This is a genomic window from Thalassospira sp. TSL5-1, from assembly GCF_001907695.1.
In the GTDB taxonomy this organism is placed as follows: domain Bacteria; phylum Pseudomonadota; class Alphaproteobacteria; order Rhodospirillales; family Thalassospiraceae; genus Thalassospira.
In genome coordinates, this window is sequence record NZ_KV880646.1 from 1 (window position 1) to 15,706 (window position 15,706).

12 protein-coding genes and 1 tRNA gene are annotated in these 15,706 nt (G+C 54.6%); 12 read left to right on the forward strand and 1 reads right to left on the reverse strand.

Translation table 11 applies throughout. The features are described from left to right. Nucleotides 1-198: hypothetical protein (locus LF95_RS23475; RefSeq protein WP_215905740.1), on the reverse strand; the 198-nt coding region annotated here is incomplete at its 3' end. Between LF95_RS23475 and LF95_RS22390 the strand changes: the two genes are divergently transcribed. The 12 genes from LF95_RS22390 to fusA all read left to right on the forward strand — a co-directional run bounded on the left by LF95_RS22390 (nt 172) and on the right by fusA (nt 15,633). Beyond that, nucleotides 172-247 (forward strand) — tRNA-Trp (locus LF95_RS22390). The genes LF95_RS23475 and LF95_RS22390 overlap by 27 nt on opposite strands. Before the next feature lie 51 nt (nt 248-298). Beyond that, a complete protein-coding gene (secE, locus tag LF95_RS22395) occupies nt 299-496 on the forward strand; it encodes a preprotein translocase subunit SecE (protein ID WP_073957441.1) in 198 nt (65 codons plus the stop codon). Between the two features lies 1 nt (nt 497). After that, a complete protein-coding gene (nusG, locus tag LF95_RS22400) occupies nt 498-1,031 on the forward strand; it encodes a transcription termination/antitermination protein NusG (protein WP_073957442.1) in 534 nt (177 codons plus the stop codon). A gap of 103 nt (nt 1,032-1,134) precedes the next feature. Continuing rightward, on the forward strand, nt 1,135-1,563 hold the full coding sequence (rplK, locus tag LF95_RS22405) for a 50S ribosomal protein L11 (RefSeq protein WP_073957443.1): 429 nt from the start codon (nt 1,135-1,137) through the stop codon (nt 1,561-1,563). Between the two features lie 4 nt (nt 1,564-1,567). Then, the gene (rplA, locus tag LF95_RS22410) at nt 1,568-2,266 is read left to right on the forward strand and encodes a 50S ribosomal protein L1 (RefSeq protein WP_073957444.1); all 699 of its coding nucleotides are present in this window, start codon (nt 1,568-1,570) and stop codon (nt 2,264-2,266) included. Nucleotides 2,267-2,545: 279 nt separating this feature from the next. Beyond that, the gene (gene rplJ, locus LF95_RS22415; protein ID WP_073957445.1) at nt 2,546-3,064 is read left to right on the forward strand and encodes a 50S ribosomal protein L10; all 519 of its coding nucleotides are present in this window, start codon (nt 2,546-2,548) and stop codon (nt 3,062-3,064) included. A 48-nt stretch (nt 3,065-3,112) separates the two neighbouring features. Beyond that, a complete protein-coding gene (gene rplL / locus LF95_RS22420; RefSeq protein WP_073957446.1) occupies nt 3,113-3,484 on the forward strand; it encodes a 50S ribosomal protein L7/L12 in 372 nt (123 codons plus the stop codon). A 362-nt stretch (nt 3,485-3,846) separates the two neighbouring features. Further along, the gene (rpoB, locus tag LF95_RS22425) at nt 3,847-8,013 is read left to right on the forward strand and encodes a DNA-directed RNA polymerase subunit beta (protein ID WP_073957447.1); all 4,167 of its coding nucleotides are present in this window, start codon (nt 3,847-3,849) and stop codon (nt 8,011-8,013) included. 96 nt (nt 8,014-8,109) lie between these two features. Beyond that, entirely contained in the window at nt 8,110-12,303 is a 4,194-nt protein-coding gene (gene rpoC, locus LF95_RS22430) for a DNA-directed RNA polymerase subunit beta' (protein WP_073957448.1), read from the forward strand. 369 nt (nt 12,304-12,672) lie between these two features. After that, a complete protein-coding gene (rpsL, locus tag LF95_RS22440) occupies nt 12,673-13,044 on the forward strand; it encodes a 30S ribosomal protein S12 (RefSeq protein ID WP_073957450.1) in 372 nt (123 codons plus the stop codon). Between the two features lie 12 nt (nt 13,045-13,056). Continuing rightward, nucleotides 13,057-13,524 (forward strand): 30S ribosomal protein S7, encoded by a 468-nt coding sequence (rpsG, locus tag LF95_RS22445; protein WP_073957451.1) that lies wholly within the window; start codon nt 13,057-13,059, stop codon nt 13,522-13,524. Nucleotides 13,525-13,551: 27 nt separating this feature from the next. Continuing rightward, on the forward strand, nt 13,552-15,633 hold the full coding sequence (fusA, locus tag LF95_RS22450) for an elongation factor G (protein ID WP_073957452.1): 2,082 nt from the start codon (nt 13,552-13,554) through the stop codon (nt 15,631-15,633). The last annotated feature ends 73 nt before the right edge of the window (nt 15,634-15,706 follow it).

The following is a 15,706-nucleotide window of genomic DNA, read 5'->3' on the forward strand; positions in this document are numbered from 1 at the left end:
ACCGTCGGCGCGGGCGTCGTTGCCAAGATTATTGAATAATTTGTGATTTTGCATCGAATAGATGCTTGATCTTTGATGTGCGGGCGGATATAAGCCGCCCGCACACCCCACCACCCGGATGGGGATGTGTCGGAAACAAAATCGATTACCAACTGTTTCTGGCAAGATTATAGGAGTGTAGCTCAGTTGGTAGAGCATCGGTCTCCAAAACCGAGGGCCGTGGGTTCGAGTCCCTCCGCTCCTGCCATTTTTCTCCGGGCCTGATTTAATAAGCATTTGAAACGGTACACACCCGACAATGGCTAAAACGTCACCGGCACAATTCGTACAACAGGTCCGCCAGGAAGCCCGCAAGGTTACGTGGCCGACCCGCAAGGAAACGACCGTATCAACCCTGATGGTTTTCGTCATGGTTGCTTTTGCGTCTGTTTTCTTTTTTGTCGTTGATCAGCTGCTTGCCCTGGGCGTCAAGCTGATCTTTGGTGTCGGGGGCTGATATGGCTGAGCATCGCTGGTACGTGCTGCACGTCCATTCCGGTTTTGAAAAGAAGGTCGCCCAGTCGATCCGTGAACAGTCGATCAAGAAGGGTCTTGAAGGCGAAATTGCGGAAGTTCTGGTCCCGACCGAAGAAATCACCGAAATGCGTCGCGGCAGCAAAGTCAATGCCGAGCGTAAGTTCTTTCCGGGTTATGTATTGCTGAAAATGCAGCTGACTGACGAAAGCTGGCATCTGGTTAAAAACACCGCCAAGGTCACAGACTTCCTTGGTAGCCGTGGCAAGCCGATGCCGATTTCGGAAAAGGAAGCTCAGCATATTCTGCATCAGGTTCAGGAAGGTGTTGATCGTCCGAAATCCACCATCAGCTTTGAAGTTGGTGAGGAAGTTCGGGTGTCGGATGGTCCGTTCGCATCCTTTAGTGGTGTGGTCGAAGGGGTTGATGAAGAGCGCGCACGCCTTAAGGTGTCTGTGTCGATCTTTGGTCGTTCAACCCCGGTCGAGCTGGAATATACCCAGGTCGAAAAGATCTGATCGATCTTTCAAGGTTTCCGGATTGCAAGGTTTTGTAACCGGTTTATAGAGCGCGGGAGGTCAGCCATGACCGGACCGCGCGCTTCTTTAAGAGGTAAGTGAAATGGCCAAAAAGATTACTGGCTATATCAAGCTGCAGATTGCTGCTGGTAAAGCCAACCCGTCTCCGCCCGTCGGCCCGGCCCTGGGTCAGCGCGGCGTGAACATCATGGAATTCTGTAAGGCGTTCAATGCTGCAACCCAGCAGATGGAACCCGGCATGCCGATTCCTGTCGTCATCACTGTTTATGCCGACCGTTCTTTCAGCTTTGTCACCAAAACCCCGCCGGCATCCTACTTCCTGCGTAAAGCAGCTGGTATTGCCAAGGGTTCGGGTACGACGGGCAAAGGCTTTGTCGGTAAAGTGACGAAGGCCCAGGTCGAAGAAATCGCAAATGCCAAGATGGCTGACCTCAACGCGGTCAACATCGAAGGCGCAATGGCGATGATCGAAGGTTCGGCCCGTGCAATGGGTCTCGAGGTTGTGGAGTAAGACGATGGCCAAGACTGGTAAGCGCCTTGCCCAGGCCTATGAGGGCATTGACCGTAATAAACAGTATGAACTTGCTGCTGCTATCAAGCTTGTCAAAGATGGTGCAAAAGCAAAGTTCGACGAAACCGTTGAAATCGCGATGAACCTGGGTGTTGACCCGCGTCACGCTGACCAGATGGTTCGTGGTGTTGTGTCGTTGCCGCACGGTACCGGCAAAACCATGCGCGTCGCTGTCTTCGCAAAAGACGCCAAAGCAGAAGAAGCCCAGAAAGCTGGTGCGGATACTGTTGGCGCAGAAGACCTGATGACCGCAATGCAGGGCGGCGATCTGAACTATGATCGCGTCATTGCAACCCCGGACATGATGGCTGTTGTCGGTCGTCTCGGTAAGGTTCTCGGCCCGCGTGGCCTGATGCCGAACCCGAAACTCGGCACTGTGACGATGGACGTTGCCAAGGCCGTTGCCGATGCAAAGGCTGGTCAGGTTCAGTTCCGCGCTGAAAAGAATGGTCTGGTTCACGCTGGCGTGGGCAAGGCATCTTTTAGCGAAGAACAGCTTGTTGAAAACGTCAAGGCGTTCGTTTCCGCGATCGTCAAAGCGAAACCGGCCGGTGCCAAGGGCACCTACCTGAAACGTGCCGCTGTCAGCTCGACCATGGGCGCTGGCGTTAAAGTTTCGGTTTCGGATATCGCGACCAACTAAGATTTGAGTTTCCGGTCTGCCTTCGGGTGGGCCGGTTGCCGGAGAGGGGGCTAACCCCTCTCTACCTGTCTGTCCCAGACTGCAGGTGAGCAATGTCTGATTGCTCTTAATCTCCTGCATAGGCAGAGGTTCCGGTTCTAGAATTTCCCGGTAGCGGGGTTTTCCAAAGGCTTGAACATCTGGCAAACGGACGGGCGTCATCGACCGGTTCCTGTGGACCGGTCACGTCTGTGAACCCTTAGGGGTTCAGGGCAAAAAGCAAAATGTCGGAGACTGATTGTGAACCGCGATGATAAACAACAGTTCGTAGCAGAAATGCGCGAAGTGTTCGAAGGTGCGGAAGGCGTCATCATTACCCAGTACAAGGGTTTGACGGTCGCTGAAATTACCGCTCTTCGTGCGCAGATGCGTCAAGCTGGTGCGGGCTTCAAGGTCACCAAAAACCGGCTTACGCGACTTGCTCTGGAAGGCACCAAATTTGCCAACCTGGCAGAATACTTTACCGGCCCGACCGCGATCGCCTATTCGGCGGACCCGGCCGCAGCCGCTAAAGTTGCTGCTACCTTTGCCAAAGCTAACGAGAAGCTTGTTCTCGTTGCTGGTGGTCTCGGCGAACAGGTTCTGGATGAACAGGGTGTTAAAGCCCTTGCAGAACTGCCGTCGATCGACGAACTGCGTGCAAAACTGGTTGGCATGATCCAGACCCCGGCACAGCGTATCGCTACGCTGACTTCCAAGCCGGCGGCCCAGATCGCCCAGGTGCTGAAGGCATATGCCGAAAAAGGCGAAGCCGCGTAACCCTTTTTTTCCTCATTACTACCAAGTTTAAGCCTAGGAGTTATCAAAATGGCCGATCTTAAGGCACTCGTCGAAGAGCTCTCCAAGCTCACCGTTATCGAAGCTGCTGAACTTTCCAAGCTTCTCGAAGAAGAGTGGGGCGTTTCTGCCGCTGCTCCGGTTGCTGTTGCTGCCGCTGCTGGTCCGGCTGCTGAAGCTGCTGAAGAAAAAACTGAATTTGACGTTATCCTGGCATCTGCTGGCGACAAGAAAATCAACGTCATTAAAGAAGTTCGCGCAATCACCGGTCTTGGCCTGAAAGAAGCCAAAGACCTGGTCGAAGGCGCACCGAAGCCGGTCAAAGAAGGCGTGGCTAAGGACGAAGCTGCTGAAATCAAGAAAAAGCTTGAAGAAGCTGGCGCAACCGTCGAACTCAAATAATCGACGGCTTATGCCAAGGTTTGGGTCGGCGTTCCCTTTCGGGACGCCGACCTATCCGTCTTTGCGGAATATATTTTTTTGACGCCGCAGGACGCGAAAGGGAAATTTAACGGTTGACGCTGCCAAAGCTAATCATACATAGTGCAAGACTGTTTTTGCCGAAGGTTATCTTTGGCGGCGTCGACAGCCGAGGGATCAGTGATCTCTATTCATGTTGGATGTCAGATAACATCCGCGGTCATATTTAAGTTACGCCCGCCCCGTACGGGGCTCGGGCGTCGTTGTGCTGTACGCATTTTTTGCGGGGGCATCTTCGGCGACGGGTTCGGACGGTGTGGGGAGGCGCGATTAAAGGAACGATGATGGATAAGTCCTTTACTGGTCGAAAGCGCATTCGCAAGAGCTTTGGACGGATCAGCGAAGTCGCTCCGCTCCCGAACCTCATCGAGGTTCAGAAGAATTCTTACGTGAAGTTTTTGCAGACCGGAATCCCGAGTGAGCAGCGGGATGATACCGGCTTGCAGGAAGTCTTCAAAAGCGTCTTTCCGATTAAAGACTTTTCGGAACGAGCGACTCTTGAATTCGTCTCTTTCGAGCTGGAGCAGCCGAAATACGACGTTGAGGAATGCGGCCAGCGTGGCATGACCTTTGCCGCGCCGTTGCGCGTTACCCTGCGTCTGGTCGTTTGGGACATCGACGAAGATACCGGTGCACGTTCTATCCGCGATATCAAGGAACAGGACGTGTATATGGGCGATATGCCGCTCATGACCGAGCATGGCACCTTTATCGTCAATGGTACCGAACGTGTTATCGTCTCGCAGATGCACCGTTCGCCGGGCGTATTCTTCGACCACGACAAGGGCAAGACCCACAGCTCGGGTAAATATCTTTTCTCTGCACGCGTGATCCCGTATCGCGGATCGTGGCTCGATTTTGAATTCGATGCCAAGGACGTGCTTTATGTCCGTATCGACCGTCGTCGTAAGCTGCCGGCAACCACCTTGTTGATGGCGCTTGAAAACGAAGAGTCCGAGCAGCTTCGTGCGCAGCGCGCCGAAGAAGGCCGCTCTGTCGATCCGTCGGAAATCGAGGGTCTGACCCCGGAAGAAATTCTCAACTACTATTATGACTCGGCTGAATACCGCCGGACCAATAATGGCTGGGTGACGGATTTTGATGCCGAGCGTTATGTCGGCCAGAAGCTTCTGAACGATCTTCTCGATGCCGATAGCGGCGAAGTTGTTGCCGCCGCGGGTACGAAAATCACCAAGCGTTCTGCGGCGAAAATCGTCGAGCAGGGCGTTACCAAGATCATGGTGCCGGAAGAACAGCTTTATGGCTGGTATATGGCCGAAGACCTGATCGACGGTGACACCGGTGAAATCCGTGCCGAAGCCGGCCACGAACTGACCGAAGGCGTGTTTGAACAGCTCAAGGAATGGGGTGTCGATTCCGTTCGTCTGCTGCTGATCGATCACAACAATGTCGGTGCCTATCTGCGTAACACCGTTGCGCTGGACAAGAACAGCAATCGTGAAGAAGCCCTGGTTGATATTTATCGTGTCATGCGCCCGGGTGAGCCGCCGACGATCGAAGGTGCCGAGGCCATGTTCAAGGGCCTGTTCTTCGATGCTGAGCGGTACGATCTGTCGGCTGTTGGCCGTGTGAAGATGAATGCGCGTCTCAATCTGGAATGCCCGGATACGGTGCGTGTTCTGCGTCGCGAAGACATTCTTGAAGTCGTCCGCGTTCTGATCGACCTGAAAGACGGTCGTGGCGAAATCGACGATATTGACCATCTTGGCAACCGTCGTGTTCGTTCTGTTGGCGAACTGATGGAAAACCAGTTCCGCGTTGGTTTGCTGCGTATGGAACGTGCGATCCGCGAGCGTATGAGCTCGGTCGAGATCGACAACGTCATGCCGCATGACCTGATCAACGCCAAGCCGGTTGCGGCTGCTGTGCGTGAATTCTTCGGCTCCTCGCAGCTGTCGCAGTTCATGGACCAGACCAACCCGCTTTCGGAAATTACCCACAAGCGTCGTCTCTCGGCTCTCGGGCCGGGCGGTCTGACCCGTGAGCGTGCAGGCTTTGAAGTCCGTGACGTGCATCCGACCCACTATGGTCGTATCTGCCCGGTTGAAACCCCGGAAGGTCCGAACATTGGTCTGATCAACTCGCTGGCGACCTTTGCCCGTGTCAACCAGTACGGCTTTATCGAAAGCCCGTATCGTAAGGTTGTTGACGGCAAAGTGACGGCCGAGGTCATTTATCTGTCGGCAATCGAGGAAGGGCGTTATGTTATCGCCCAGGCCAACGAACCGCTGACCGAAGATTTCCGCTTTGCCAATGAACTGATCAATACCCGTAAGGCGGGCGATCACCTCATGGCGCGCGAAGAAGAAATCGACCTGATGGACGTTTCGCCAAAGCAGCTGGTTTCTGTGGCATCGGCCCTGATCCCGTTCCTTGAAAACGACGACGCCAACCGCGCTCTCATGGGCTCGAACATGCAGCGTCAGGCGGTTCCGCTGATCCGCTCTGAAGCGCCGTATGTCGGGACCGGCATGGAAGTTCCGGTGGCCCGCGATTCGGGGGCAACCCTGATTGCGCGCCGTGATGGTGTTGTTGAATCGGTTGACGCCACCCGTATGGTCATCCGCGCAACGGGCGATATTGCCGCCTCTGAATCGGGTGTTGATATTTACACGCTTCGTAAATACCAGCGGTCGAACCAGGGCAGCTGTATCAACCAGAAGCCGCTGGTGAAGGTGGGCGACGTTGTCCAGAAGGGCGACATCATCTCTGACGGTCCCTGTACCGACATGGGTGAACTGGCTCTTGGCCGTAACGTGCTGGTCGCGTTTATGCCGTGGAACGGTTACAACTTCGAGGACTCCATTCTTCTGTCCGAACGTATCGCCCGTGATGACGTCTACACCTCGATCCATATCGAGGAATTTGAAGTCATGGCCCGTGATACCAAGCTCGGCCAGGAAGAAATCACCCGTGATATTCCGAACGTTGGTGAAGAAGCCCTGAAAAACCTCGACGAGGCAGGGATTGTCTATATCGGTGCGGAAATCAAACCGGGCGATATTCTCGTCGGTAAGGTGACGCCGAAGGGTGAAAGCCCGATGACGCCGGAAGAAAAACTTCTGCGCGCCATTTTCGGTGAGAAAGCTTCGGATGTACGCGATACCTCGCTGCGTGTCCCGCCGGGACAGTTCGGTACCGTTGTTGAAGTTCGTGTTTTCTCGCGCCGTGGCGTGGACAAGGACGAACGTGCACTGGCGATTGAACGTTCGGAAATCGAACGTCTGGCGCTGGACCGCGATGACGAACGCTCGATCCTGGAACGCAACTTCTATGGCCGTTTGAAAAATCTGCTGCTGGGTCAGACCATCGTTGATGGTCCGAAAAGCCTGGCCGGTATATTGACCGAAGACAGCCTGTCGAATGTTGCCCGTGGTCTGTGGCGTCAGATTGCGGTTGCCGATGACAGTGTCATGTCTGACATCGAGGCGCTGAAAAAGCAGTTTGAAGAATCGATCAAGGTTCTCCAGGCCCGTTTTGACGACAAGGTTGACAAACTTCAGGCCGGTGACGAATTGCCGCCGGGCGTTATGAAGATGGTCAAGGTCTTTGTTGCCGTGAAGCGTAAAATGCAGCCGGGCGATAAAATGGCCGGTCGTCATGGTAACAAGGGTGTTGTGTCGCGCATCATGCCGATGGAAGACATGCCGCACCTTGAAGACGGGACCCCTGTCGATATCGTTCTGAACCCGCTCGGCGTGCCGTCGCGTATGAACGTTGGTCAGATTCTCGAAACGCACCTTGGTTGGGCATCGCGCGGCCTTGGCGAGCAGATCGGGAACATGGTCGATGGCGTTCTTGACGATCGTACCTCGATGGACGAATTGCGCAGCAAGCTGAACGAAGTCTATGAAGACGACGATTATGTCGCCGGCATCAAGGAATTGAGCGACGGTGACGTGATCGAGCTTGGCAATAACCTGCGTCGTGGTGTGCCGATGGCAACGCCGGTCTTTGATGGTGCACGTGAACCCGATGTGGTCCGTATGCTTGAAAAGGCAGGCTTGGACGGTTCTGGTCAGGTCGATCTTTATGACGGTCGTACCGGCGAGAAATTCCATCGCAAGGTCACAGTGGGCTATATCTACATGCTCAAGCTGCACCACCTTGTTGATGACAAGATCCACGCCCGTTCGATCGGCCCGTACTCGCTTGTTACCCAGCAGCCGCTGGGTGGTAAGGCGCAGTTCGGTGGCCAGCGTTTCGGGGAAATGGAAGTGTGGGCGCTCGAAGCATATGGCGCTGCTTACACTCTGCAGGAAATGCTGACTGTCAAATCGGACGACGTTTCTGGCCGTACCAAGGTCTATGAAGCAATTGTTCGTGGCGAAGACACCTTTGAAGCCGGTATTCCGGAATCCTTTAACGTTCTTGTTAAGGAACTCCGGTCGCTTGGTCTCAATGTCGAGCTTGAGCAGGAAGACTACTAAAATCCAGGGCGGGCGAAGCTTGCTTCGTCCGCCATTGCATCTTTCGGCCTGAAATTGGCGAAACCCGGCGCGGCCGGGCATAGCGGGAGAGCCTTTATGAACGAGTTGATGAAGATCTTCGGGCAGCCGCAGGGCACCCAAAGCTTCGATCAGATCCGCATTCAGATCGCCAGCCCGGAGCGTATTCGTTCCTGGTCTTTTGGTGAAATCAAGAAGCCGGAGACCATCAACTACCGGACTTTCAAACCGGAGCGCGACGGTCTGTTCTGTGCGCGCATTTTTGGTCCGGTCAAGGATTATGAATGCTTGTGCGGCAAGTACAAGCGCATGAAATATCGCGGTATTATCTGCGAAAAATGTGGCGTTGAAGTCACGCTGGCCAAAGTGCGTCGTGAACGCATGGGGCATATTGAACTGGCCGCACCTGTTGCGCATATCTGGTTCATGAAATCCCTGCCGAGCCGCCTTGGCCTGCTGCTTGACATGATGCTCAAGGATCTTGAGCGTATTCTTTATTTTGAAAACTATGTCGTGATCGAGCCGGGTCTGACCCCGCTCAAGATGGGTGAACTTCTGAGCGAAGACCAATTCACCACGGCACAGGAAGAATACGGCGAAGACAGCTTCCGCGCCGGTATCGGTGCAGAAGCCATTCGTGACATGCTGGCCGCGATTGATCTTGAAGACGAATATGAAGTCGCCAAGCACGATCTCAAGGAAACCAATTCCGAAGCCAAGCGCAAGAAGCTGGTCAAGCGTCTGAAGCTGATTGAGGCTTTCCGTGATTCGGGTGCGCGTCCGGAATGGATGATCCTGGAAGTTATTCCGGTCATTCCGCCAGAACTGCGTCCGCTGGTTCCGCTTGATGGTGGCCGTTTCGCAACGTCCGATCTTAACGATCTGTACCGTCGCGTGATCAACCGTAACAACCGTCTGAAACGCCTGATCGAACTGCGTGCGCCAGATATCATCGTGCGTAACGAAAAGCGTATGCTTCAGGAATCGGTTGATGCCCTGTTTGACAACGGCCGTCGTGGCCGCCCGATTACGGGTGCCAACAAGCGTCCGCTGAAATCGATGTCTGACATGCTCAAGGGCAAGCAGGGTCGTTTCCGTCAGAACCTTTTGGGTAAGCGCGTCGACTATTCCGGTCGTTCGGTGATTACCGTGGGGCCGAGCCTGAAGCTGCATCAATGCGGTCTGCCAAAGAAAATGGCGCTCGAACTGTTCAAGCCGTTCGTTTACGCGAAACTTGAACTGTACGGTATGGCGACCACGATCAAGGCGGCCAAACGCATGGTCGAAAAAGAGCGTCCGGAAGTCTGGGATATCCTCGAACAGGTTATCCGCGAGCATCCGGTCATGCTTAACCGTGCGCCGACACTGCACCGTTTGGGTATCCAGGCGTTCGAGCCGACCCTGATCGAAGGGAAGGCCATTCAGCTGCATCCGCTGGTTTGTACGGCTTTTAACGCCGACTTTGACGGCGACCAGATGGCCGTTCACGTGCCGCTGTCGCTTGAAGCTCAGCTTGAAGCCCGTACCCTGATGATGTCGACCAACAACATCCTGTCGCCGGCATCGGGTCGTCCGATCATCGTGCCGTCCCAGGACATTGTTTTGGGTCTGTATTACATCTCGATGGACGGGGAAGGCGAAGCCGGCGAGGGCATGTCCTTTGTCGATATCGCTGAAATCGAACAGGCGCTTGATTCGGGTGCCGTTGGCCTGCATGCCAAAATCAATGCCCGCTATCACACCGTCGATGCGAATAACGAACCGATCACGGTTCGCGTTCAGACGACGGCTGGCCGTATGTTGCTCTCGGAACTGTTGCCGCGTCATCCGCGCATTCCGTTCTCGACGATCAACAAGCTGCTGACGAAAAAAGACATCTCGAACGTTATCGATATTGTTTATCGTCACTGCGGCCAGAAAGAGACGGTCATCTTTGCTGACCGCCTGATGGGCCTTGGCTTTAACTGGGCGTGCCGTGCCGGTATTTCCTTTGGCAAGGATGACATGGTCATTCCTGATGCCAAGGAACCGCTGGTCAACACGACCCACGAAAAGGTCAAGGAATACGAACAGCAGTATCAGGACGGCCTGATCACCCGTGGTGAAAAATACAACAAGGTGGTCGACGCCTGGTCTCAATGCACCGACGACGTTTCCGAAGCCATGATGAAAGGCATTTCGGCAACGAAGGAAGGCAATCAGATCAACTCCGTTTACATGATGGCGCACTCCGGTGCCCGTGGTTCTGCCGCCCAGATGCGTCAGCTTGCCGCTATGCGTGGCCTGATGGCCAAGCCGGATGGCTCGATCATTGAAACGCCGATCATTTCCAACTTTAAGGAAGGCCTGACCGTGCAGGAGTACTTCAACTCCACGCACGGTGCCCGTAAGGGTCTGGCAGATACGGCGCTGAAAACGGCAAACTCCGGTTACCTGACCCGTCGTCTCGTTGACGTCGCCCAGGATTCGATCATCACCCAGCATGATTGCGGCACCGAACGGGGCCTCGACATTGCAGCAGTGGTCGATTCGGGTGAAGTGATCGAAACCCTGTCGGATCGTATCCTTGGTCGTTACACCGCCGATGCCATCGTTGATCCGTCAACTGGCGAAGAAATCGTTGGCAAGAACGAAATGGTTGTCGAAGACCATCTCGACCTGATCGAAAAAGCCGGTGTTGAAACCGCCCGTATTCGCTCGGTGCTGACCTGCGATGCCGAAACCGGCGTTTGCGGCCATTGTTATGGTCGCGACCTGGCGCGCGGTACGACGGTCAATATCGGTGAAGCGGTTGGTGTTATTGCCGCCCAGTCGATTGGTGAACCGGGTACCCAGCTGACGATGCGTACGTTCCACATTGGTGGTGCGGCACAGCGTGGTGCGGAAGTTTCCGGTGTTGAAGCCAACTTCGATGCGACCGTAAAGATCAAAAACCATGCTGTGGTGACGAACTCCAAGGGCGTCAACATCGTCATGGCCCGTAACCTGGAAATTCTGCTTCTCGACAAAAATGGTCGTGAACGCGCGAAATTCCGTGTTCCTTACGGTGCGAAGCTGTTGACCGAAGACGGTGCACAGATTTCCCGCGGCCAGAAACTGGCCGAATGGGATCCGTACACCCTGCCGATCATCACCGAGAAGGAAGGTTTCGTGAACTATGTCGACCTGATCGAAGGGACGACCATTCGCGAAATCTACGACGAGGCGACCGGTATCGGGGCCAAAACGGTTATCGACTGGAAGAGCCAGCCGAAAGCGTCCGATCTTAAGCCGCGTGTTACCCTGCGTAACGAAAACGGCGAGGTCATCAACTTGGATAACGGCCTTGAAGCCCGTTACTTCCTGTCGGTTGATGCGATTTTGTCGGTTGAAAACGGTCAGAAGGTCAATGCCGGTGACGTTCTTGCGCGTATTCCGCGTGAAGGGTCGAAAACCCGTGACATTACCGGTGGTCTGCCGCGTGTGGCCGAGCTGTTTGAAGCCCGTAAACCGAAAGAGCACGCCATTATTGCAGATATTGCAGGGCGTATCGAATTCGGTAAGGACTACAAAAACAAGCGTCGTGTCATCCTGCATCCGCATGATGATGCCGGTCTTGAGCCGATTGAATATTTGATCCCGAAAGGCAAGCATCTTGCCGTTCAGGAAGGGGACTTCGTCGAGCGTGGCGACCTTCTGATGGACGGTTCACCGGTGCCGCACGATATTCTGCGCGTCATGGGTGTTCCGGCACTGGCCGACTACCTGGTCAACGAGATCCAGGAAGTTTACCGGTTGCAGGGCGTTAAGATTAACGACAAGCACATCGAAGTCATCGTTCGTCAGATGCTCCAGAAAGTGGAAATCACCAAACCGGGCGACACGACACTTCTGGTTGGCGAAATTGTCGACCGTGTCGACTTTGATGCCGAGAACGAAAAAGCTGCCCGCGAAGGGGGCGATATGGCCGAAGCTTCACCGGTCCTCCAGGGGATCACGAAGGCTTCTCTCCAGACGCATTCCTTCATCTCGGCGGCATCGTTCCAGGAAACCACGCGCGTTCTGACCGAAGCTGCGGTCTCGGGTAAAACCGATACTCTGATCGGTCTGAAAGAAAACGTGATTGTGGGTCGTTTGATCCCGGCAGGTACCGGTGCGGTGATGAATCGCTTCCGGGCACTTGCTACCGAACGTGATCGTGTGATCCAGCTCGAAGCTGAAGAGGAAGAAATCGGCGATAGCTTTGGTCCGCAGGGCGGGTCCGAGTCCCCGAGCCTTCCGGCTGGCGAGTAAGGATTTACGCGCAAGGTTATGAAAGAATCAGAGACGAACCGGGAATTTCTTATCGACGCCCCGGTTCGTTTCGGCGTTTGAAGCGCCAACTCGATGGCTCCAAGGGTTTTGCTTGACGCGATATGGGCCCGTCACTAGTATGCGCCCACCGAATCTTGGGGGGTGTTTCTGTGACGGGGCCGATAATGGTTCCGGGTGGAAACGCCCTTCCGTCGCATCAAGCGACTTTGACGGCCGTCGAGGCAGGGTCAAAACCTGCTTTTTGGGCGTCCGCAATGTTTTTGTCTTTTGGCAAAAGCAACGCGGTCGCTTGTCGTGCGTCGATAGAGTACGCCCAAGTGGCGTCCGTTAAGGCAAAAGGGAAAGTTAATGCCTACTATTAACCAGTTGATCCGCAAGTCGCGGTCACCGCGCTCTCAGCGCGATATGGTGCCTGCACTGGAAGCATGCCCGCAGAAGCGTGGCGTGTGTACCCGTGTTTACACCACCACACCGAAAAAGCCGAACTCGGCACTTCGTAAGGTTGCTCGTGTCCGTTTGACCAACGGCTACGAAGTGACCAGCTACATTCCGGGTGAAGGCCACAACCTGCAGGAACACTCCGTCGTCATGATCCGTGGCGGCCGTGTAAAGGACTTGCCGGGTGTTCGTTATCACATTATTCGCGGTACCCTCGATACGCAGGGTGTTAAAGACCGTAAGCAGCGTCGTTCGAAATACGGCGCGAAGCGTCCGAAATAAGGAGCGCATTGAATGTCTCGTCGTCACGCTGCTGAAAAGCGCGAAGTACTTCCTGACGCCAAATATGGCGATAAGGTTCTGACCAAATTCATGAATGGTCTGATGCTCGATGGTAAAAAATCGGCTGCAGAAAAGATCGTTTATGGTGCATTTGACATCATGGAAGCAAAAGGCGGCGATCCCGTTGCCCAGTTCCATGAAGCCATGGACAACGTGAAGCCGAACGTCGAAGTTCGCTCGCGTCGTGTTGGCGGTGCGACTTATCAGGTTCCGGTCGAAGTTCGTTCCGAACGTCGTCAGGCACTTGCCATTCGCTGGCTGGTGGATGCGGCGCGCAAGCGTTCCGAAACCACCATGATTGGTCGTCTCGCTGGTGAATTGATGGATGCTGCCAATAACCGTGGCACCGCCGTCAAGAAACGCGAAGACACCCATCGTATGGCCGAAGCCAACAAGGCTTTCGCTCATTATCGCTGGTAACCCAGACCCAAAGATCAAGAGTCGATTATGGTACAACGTACTCCGATCTCTCGGTATCGCAATATCGGCATCATGGCGCACATTGATGCCGGTAAAACCACGACAACCGAGCGAATTCTATTCTACACCGGCAAGTCCTACAAAATCGGCGAAGTCCATGACGGCGCCGCTACGATGGACTGGATGGAACAGGAACAGGAACGCGGCATTACGATTACGTCTGCTGCAACAACCTGCTTCTGGAAAGATCATCGCATCAACATCATCGACACCCCGGGCCACGTTGACTTCACGATTGAAGTTGAACGTTCGCTCCGCGTGCTCGACGGTGCATGCGCTGTGTTTGACGCAGTTTCCGGCGTTGAACCGCAGACCGAAACCGTATGGCGCCAGGCTGACAAATACCACGTCCCGCGGATGTGCTTTGTCAACAAGATGGACCGTACCGGCGCGGACTTCTTCCGTTGCGTCGACATGATGAAAGAACGTCTCGGTGCCAACACGGCCGTGTTGCAGCTGCCGATTGGTTCCGAAGCAGAATTCGAAGGTGTTGTCGATCTGGTTCGCAACCAGGAAATCGTCTGGAAAGACGAATCCCTGGGTGCCGAGTTTGAATATCGCGACGTTCGTGAGTCCCTGGTTGACCAGGCGAATGAATATCGTGAAGCTCTGATCGAAGCCGCTGTCGAATTCGACGAAGAAGTGATGGAAGCGTATCTGGAAGGCGAAATGCCGACCGAAGAAACGCTGAAGGCTTGTATCCGTAAGGGTACGCTCGCTTCCAAGCTGGTTCCGGTTCTGCTGGGGACCGCATTCAAGAACAAAGGCGTTCAGCCGCTTCTGGATGCTGTTCTCGACTATATGCCGGCACCGGACGACATCACTGACGTTCGCGGCATCAAGCCGGGTACCGAAGACGAGCCTGATTCACGTCCGCTGAATGACGACGCACCGTTCTCGGCCCTGGCATTCAAGATCATGAGTGACCCGTTTGTTGGTTCTTTGACCTTCATTCGTATCTACTCGGGTGTTCTGGATGCCGGTTCCTACGTTCTGAACTCCGTTAAGGAGAAGAAAGAACGTATTGGTCGTATGCTGCTTATGCATTCAAACAACCGTGAAGAAATCAAATACGCCTGCTCGGGTGACATCGTGGCACTGGTTGGTATGAAAGATACCACCACCGGTGATACGCTCTGCGATCCGTCCAAGCCGATCATTCTGGAACGCATGGAGTTCCCGGATCCCGTTATCGAAATTGCTGTTGAGCCGAAAACCAAGGCTGACCAGGAAAAGATGGGTCTGGCACTCGCACGTCTGGCACAGGAAGATCCGTCTTTCCGCGTCAAGACCGACCATGAATCCGGGCAGACCATCATTTCGGGCATGGGCGAACTGCATCTCGACATCATCGTCGACCGTATGAAACGTGAGTTCAAGGTCGAAGCAAACGTTGGTGCGCCGCAGGTTGCCTATCGCGAAACCATCTCGCAGCAGGTCGATATCGACTACACCCACAAGAAGCAGTCTGGTGGTTCGGGTCAGTTCGCCCGCATCAAATTGACCTTCACCCCGGGTGAACCGGGTAGTGGATACTCCTTCAAGGACACCGTCGTTGGCGGTAACGTTCCGAAGGAATACATTCCGGGTGTTGCAAAGGGGCTCGAAAGTTCATTGCCGAATGGCGTGATCGCAGGGTTCCCGGTTACCGATTTCTCCGTCACCCTGACCGACGGCGCTTACCATGACGTCGACTCCAGTGTGATGGCATTTGAAATTGCTGCTCGTGCTGCCTTCCGTGAAGGTCTCGCAAAAGCTCGTCCGAAGCTTCTCGAGCCGATCATGAAGGTTGAGGTTGTCACCCCTGAAGAATATATGGGCGACATCATTGGCGATCTGAACAGCCGTCGTGGCCAGGTTCGTGACATGGACTCTCGCGGTATCGCGCGTGTCGTCACAGCTTTTGTCCCGCTGGCAAACATGTTCGGTTACGTCAATACGCTGCGTTCCATGTCGCAGGGCCGCGCCCAGTTCGTGATGCAGTTCGATCATTACGCCGACGTGCCGCAGGCTGTCGCGGACGAAGTCCGTGCCAAGTCGGCTGGCTAAGGCGAAGCTAGGAATAAACGGAGTTTAAAATGGCTAAAGAAAAATTTGCGCGTACAAAGCCGCACGTCAACGT

Bases quoted from the DNA above. Each gene is read 5' to 3' on its own strand.
- secE (WP_073957441.1), top strand. From the start codon at position 299: ATGGCTAAAACGTCACCGGCACAATTCGTACAACAGGTCCGCCAGGAA.
- nusG (WP_073957442.1), top strand. From the start codon at position 498: ATGGCTGAGCATCGCTGGTACGTGCTGCACGTCCATTCCGGTTTTGAA.
- rplK (WP_073957443.1), top strand. From the start codon at position 1,135: ATGGCCAAAAAGATTACTGGCTATATCAAGCTGCAGATTGCTGCTGGT.
- rplA (WP_073957444.1), top strand. From the start codon at position 1,568: ATGGCCAAGACTGGTAAGCGCCTTGCCCAGGCCTATGAGGGCATTGAC.
- rplL (WP_073957446.1), top strand. From the start codon at position 3,113: ATGGCCGATCTTAAGGCACTCGTCGAAGAGCTCTCCAAGCTCACCGTT.
- rpoB (WP_073957447.1), top strand. From the start codon at position 3,847: ATGGATAAGTCCTTTACTGGTCGAAAGCGCATTCGCAAGAGCTTTGGA.
- rpoC (WP_073957448.1), top strand. From the start codon at position 8,110: ATGAACGAGTTGATGAAGATCTTCGGGCAGCCGCAGGGCACCCAAAGC.
- rpsL (WP_073957450.1), top strand. From the start codon at position 12,673: ATGCCTACTATTAACCAGTTGATCCGCAAGTCGCGGTCACCGCGCTCT.
- rpsG (WP_073957451.1), top strand. From the start codon at position 13,057: ATGTCTCGTCGTCACGCTGCTGAAAAGCGCGAAGTACTTCCTGACGCC.
- fusA (WP_073957452.1), top strand. From the start codon at position 13,552: ATGGTACAACGTACTCCGATCTCTCGGTATCGCAATATCGGCATCATG.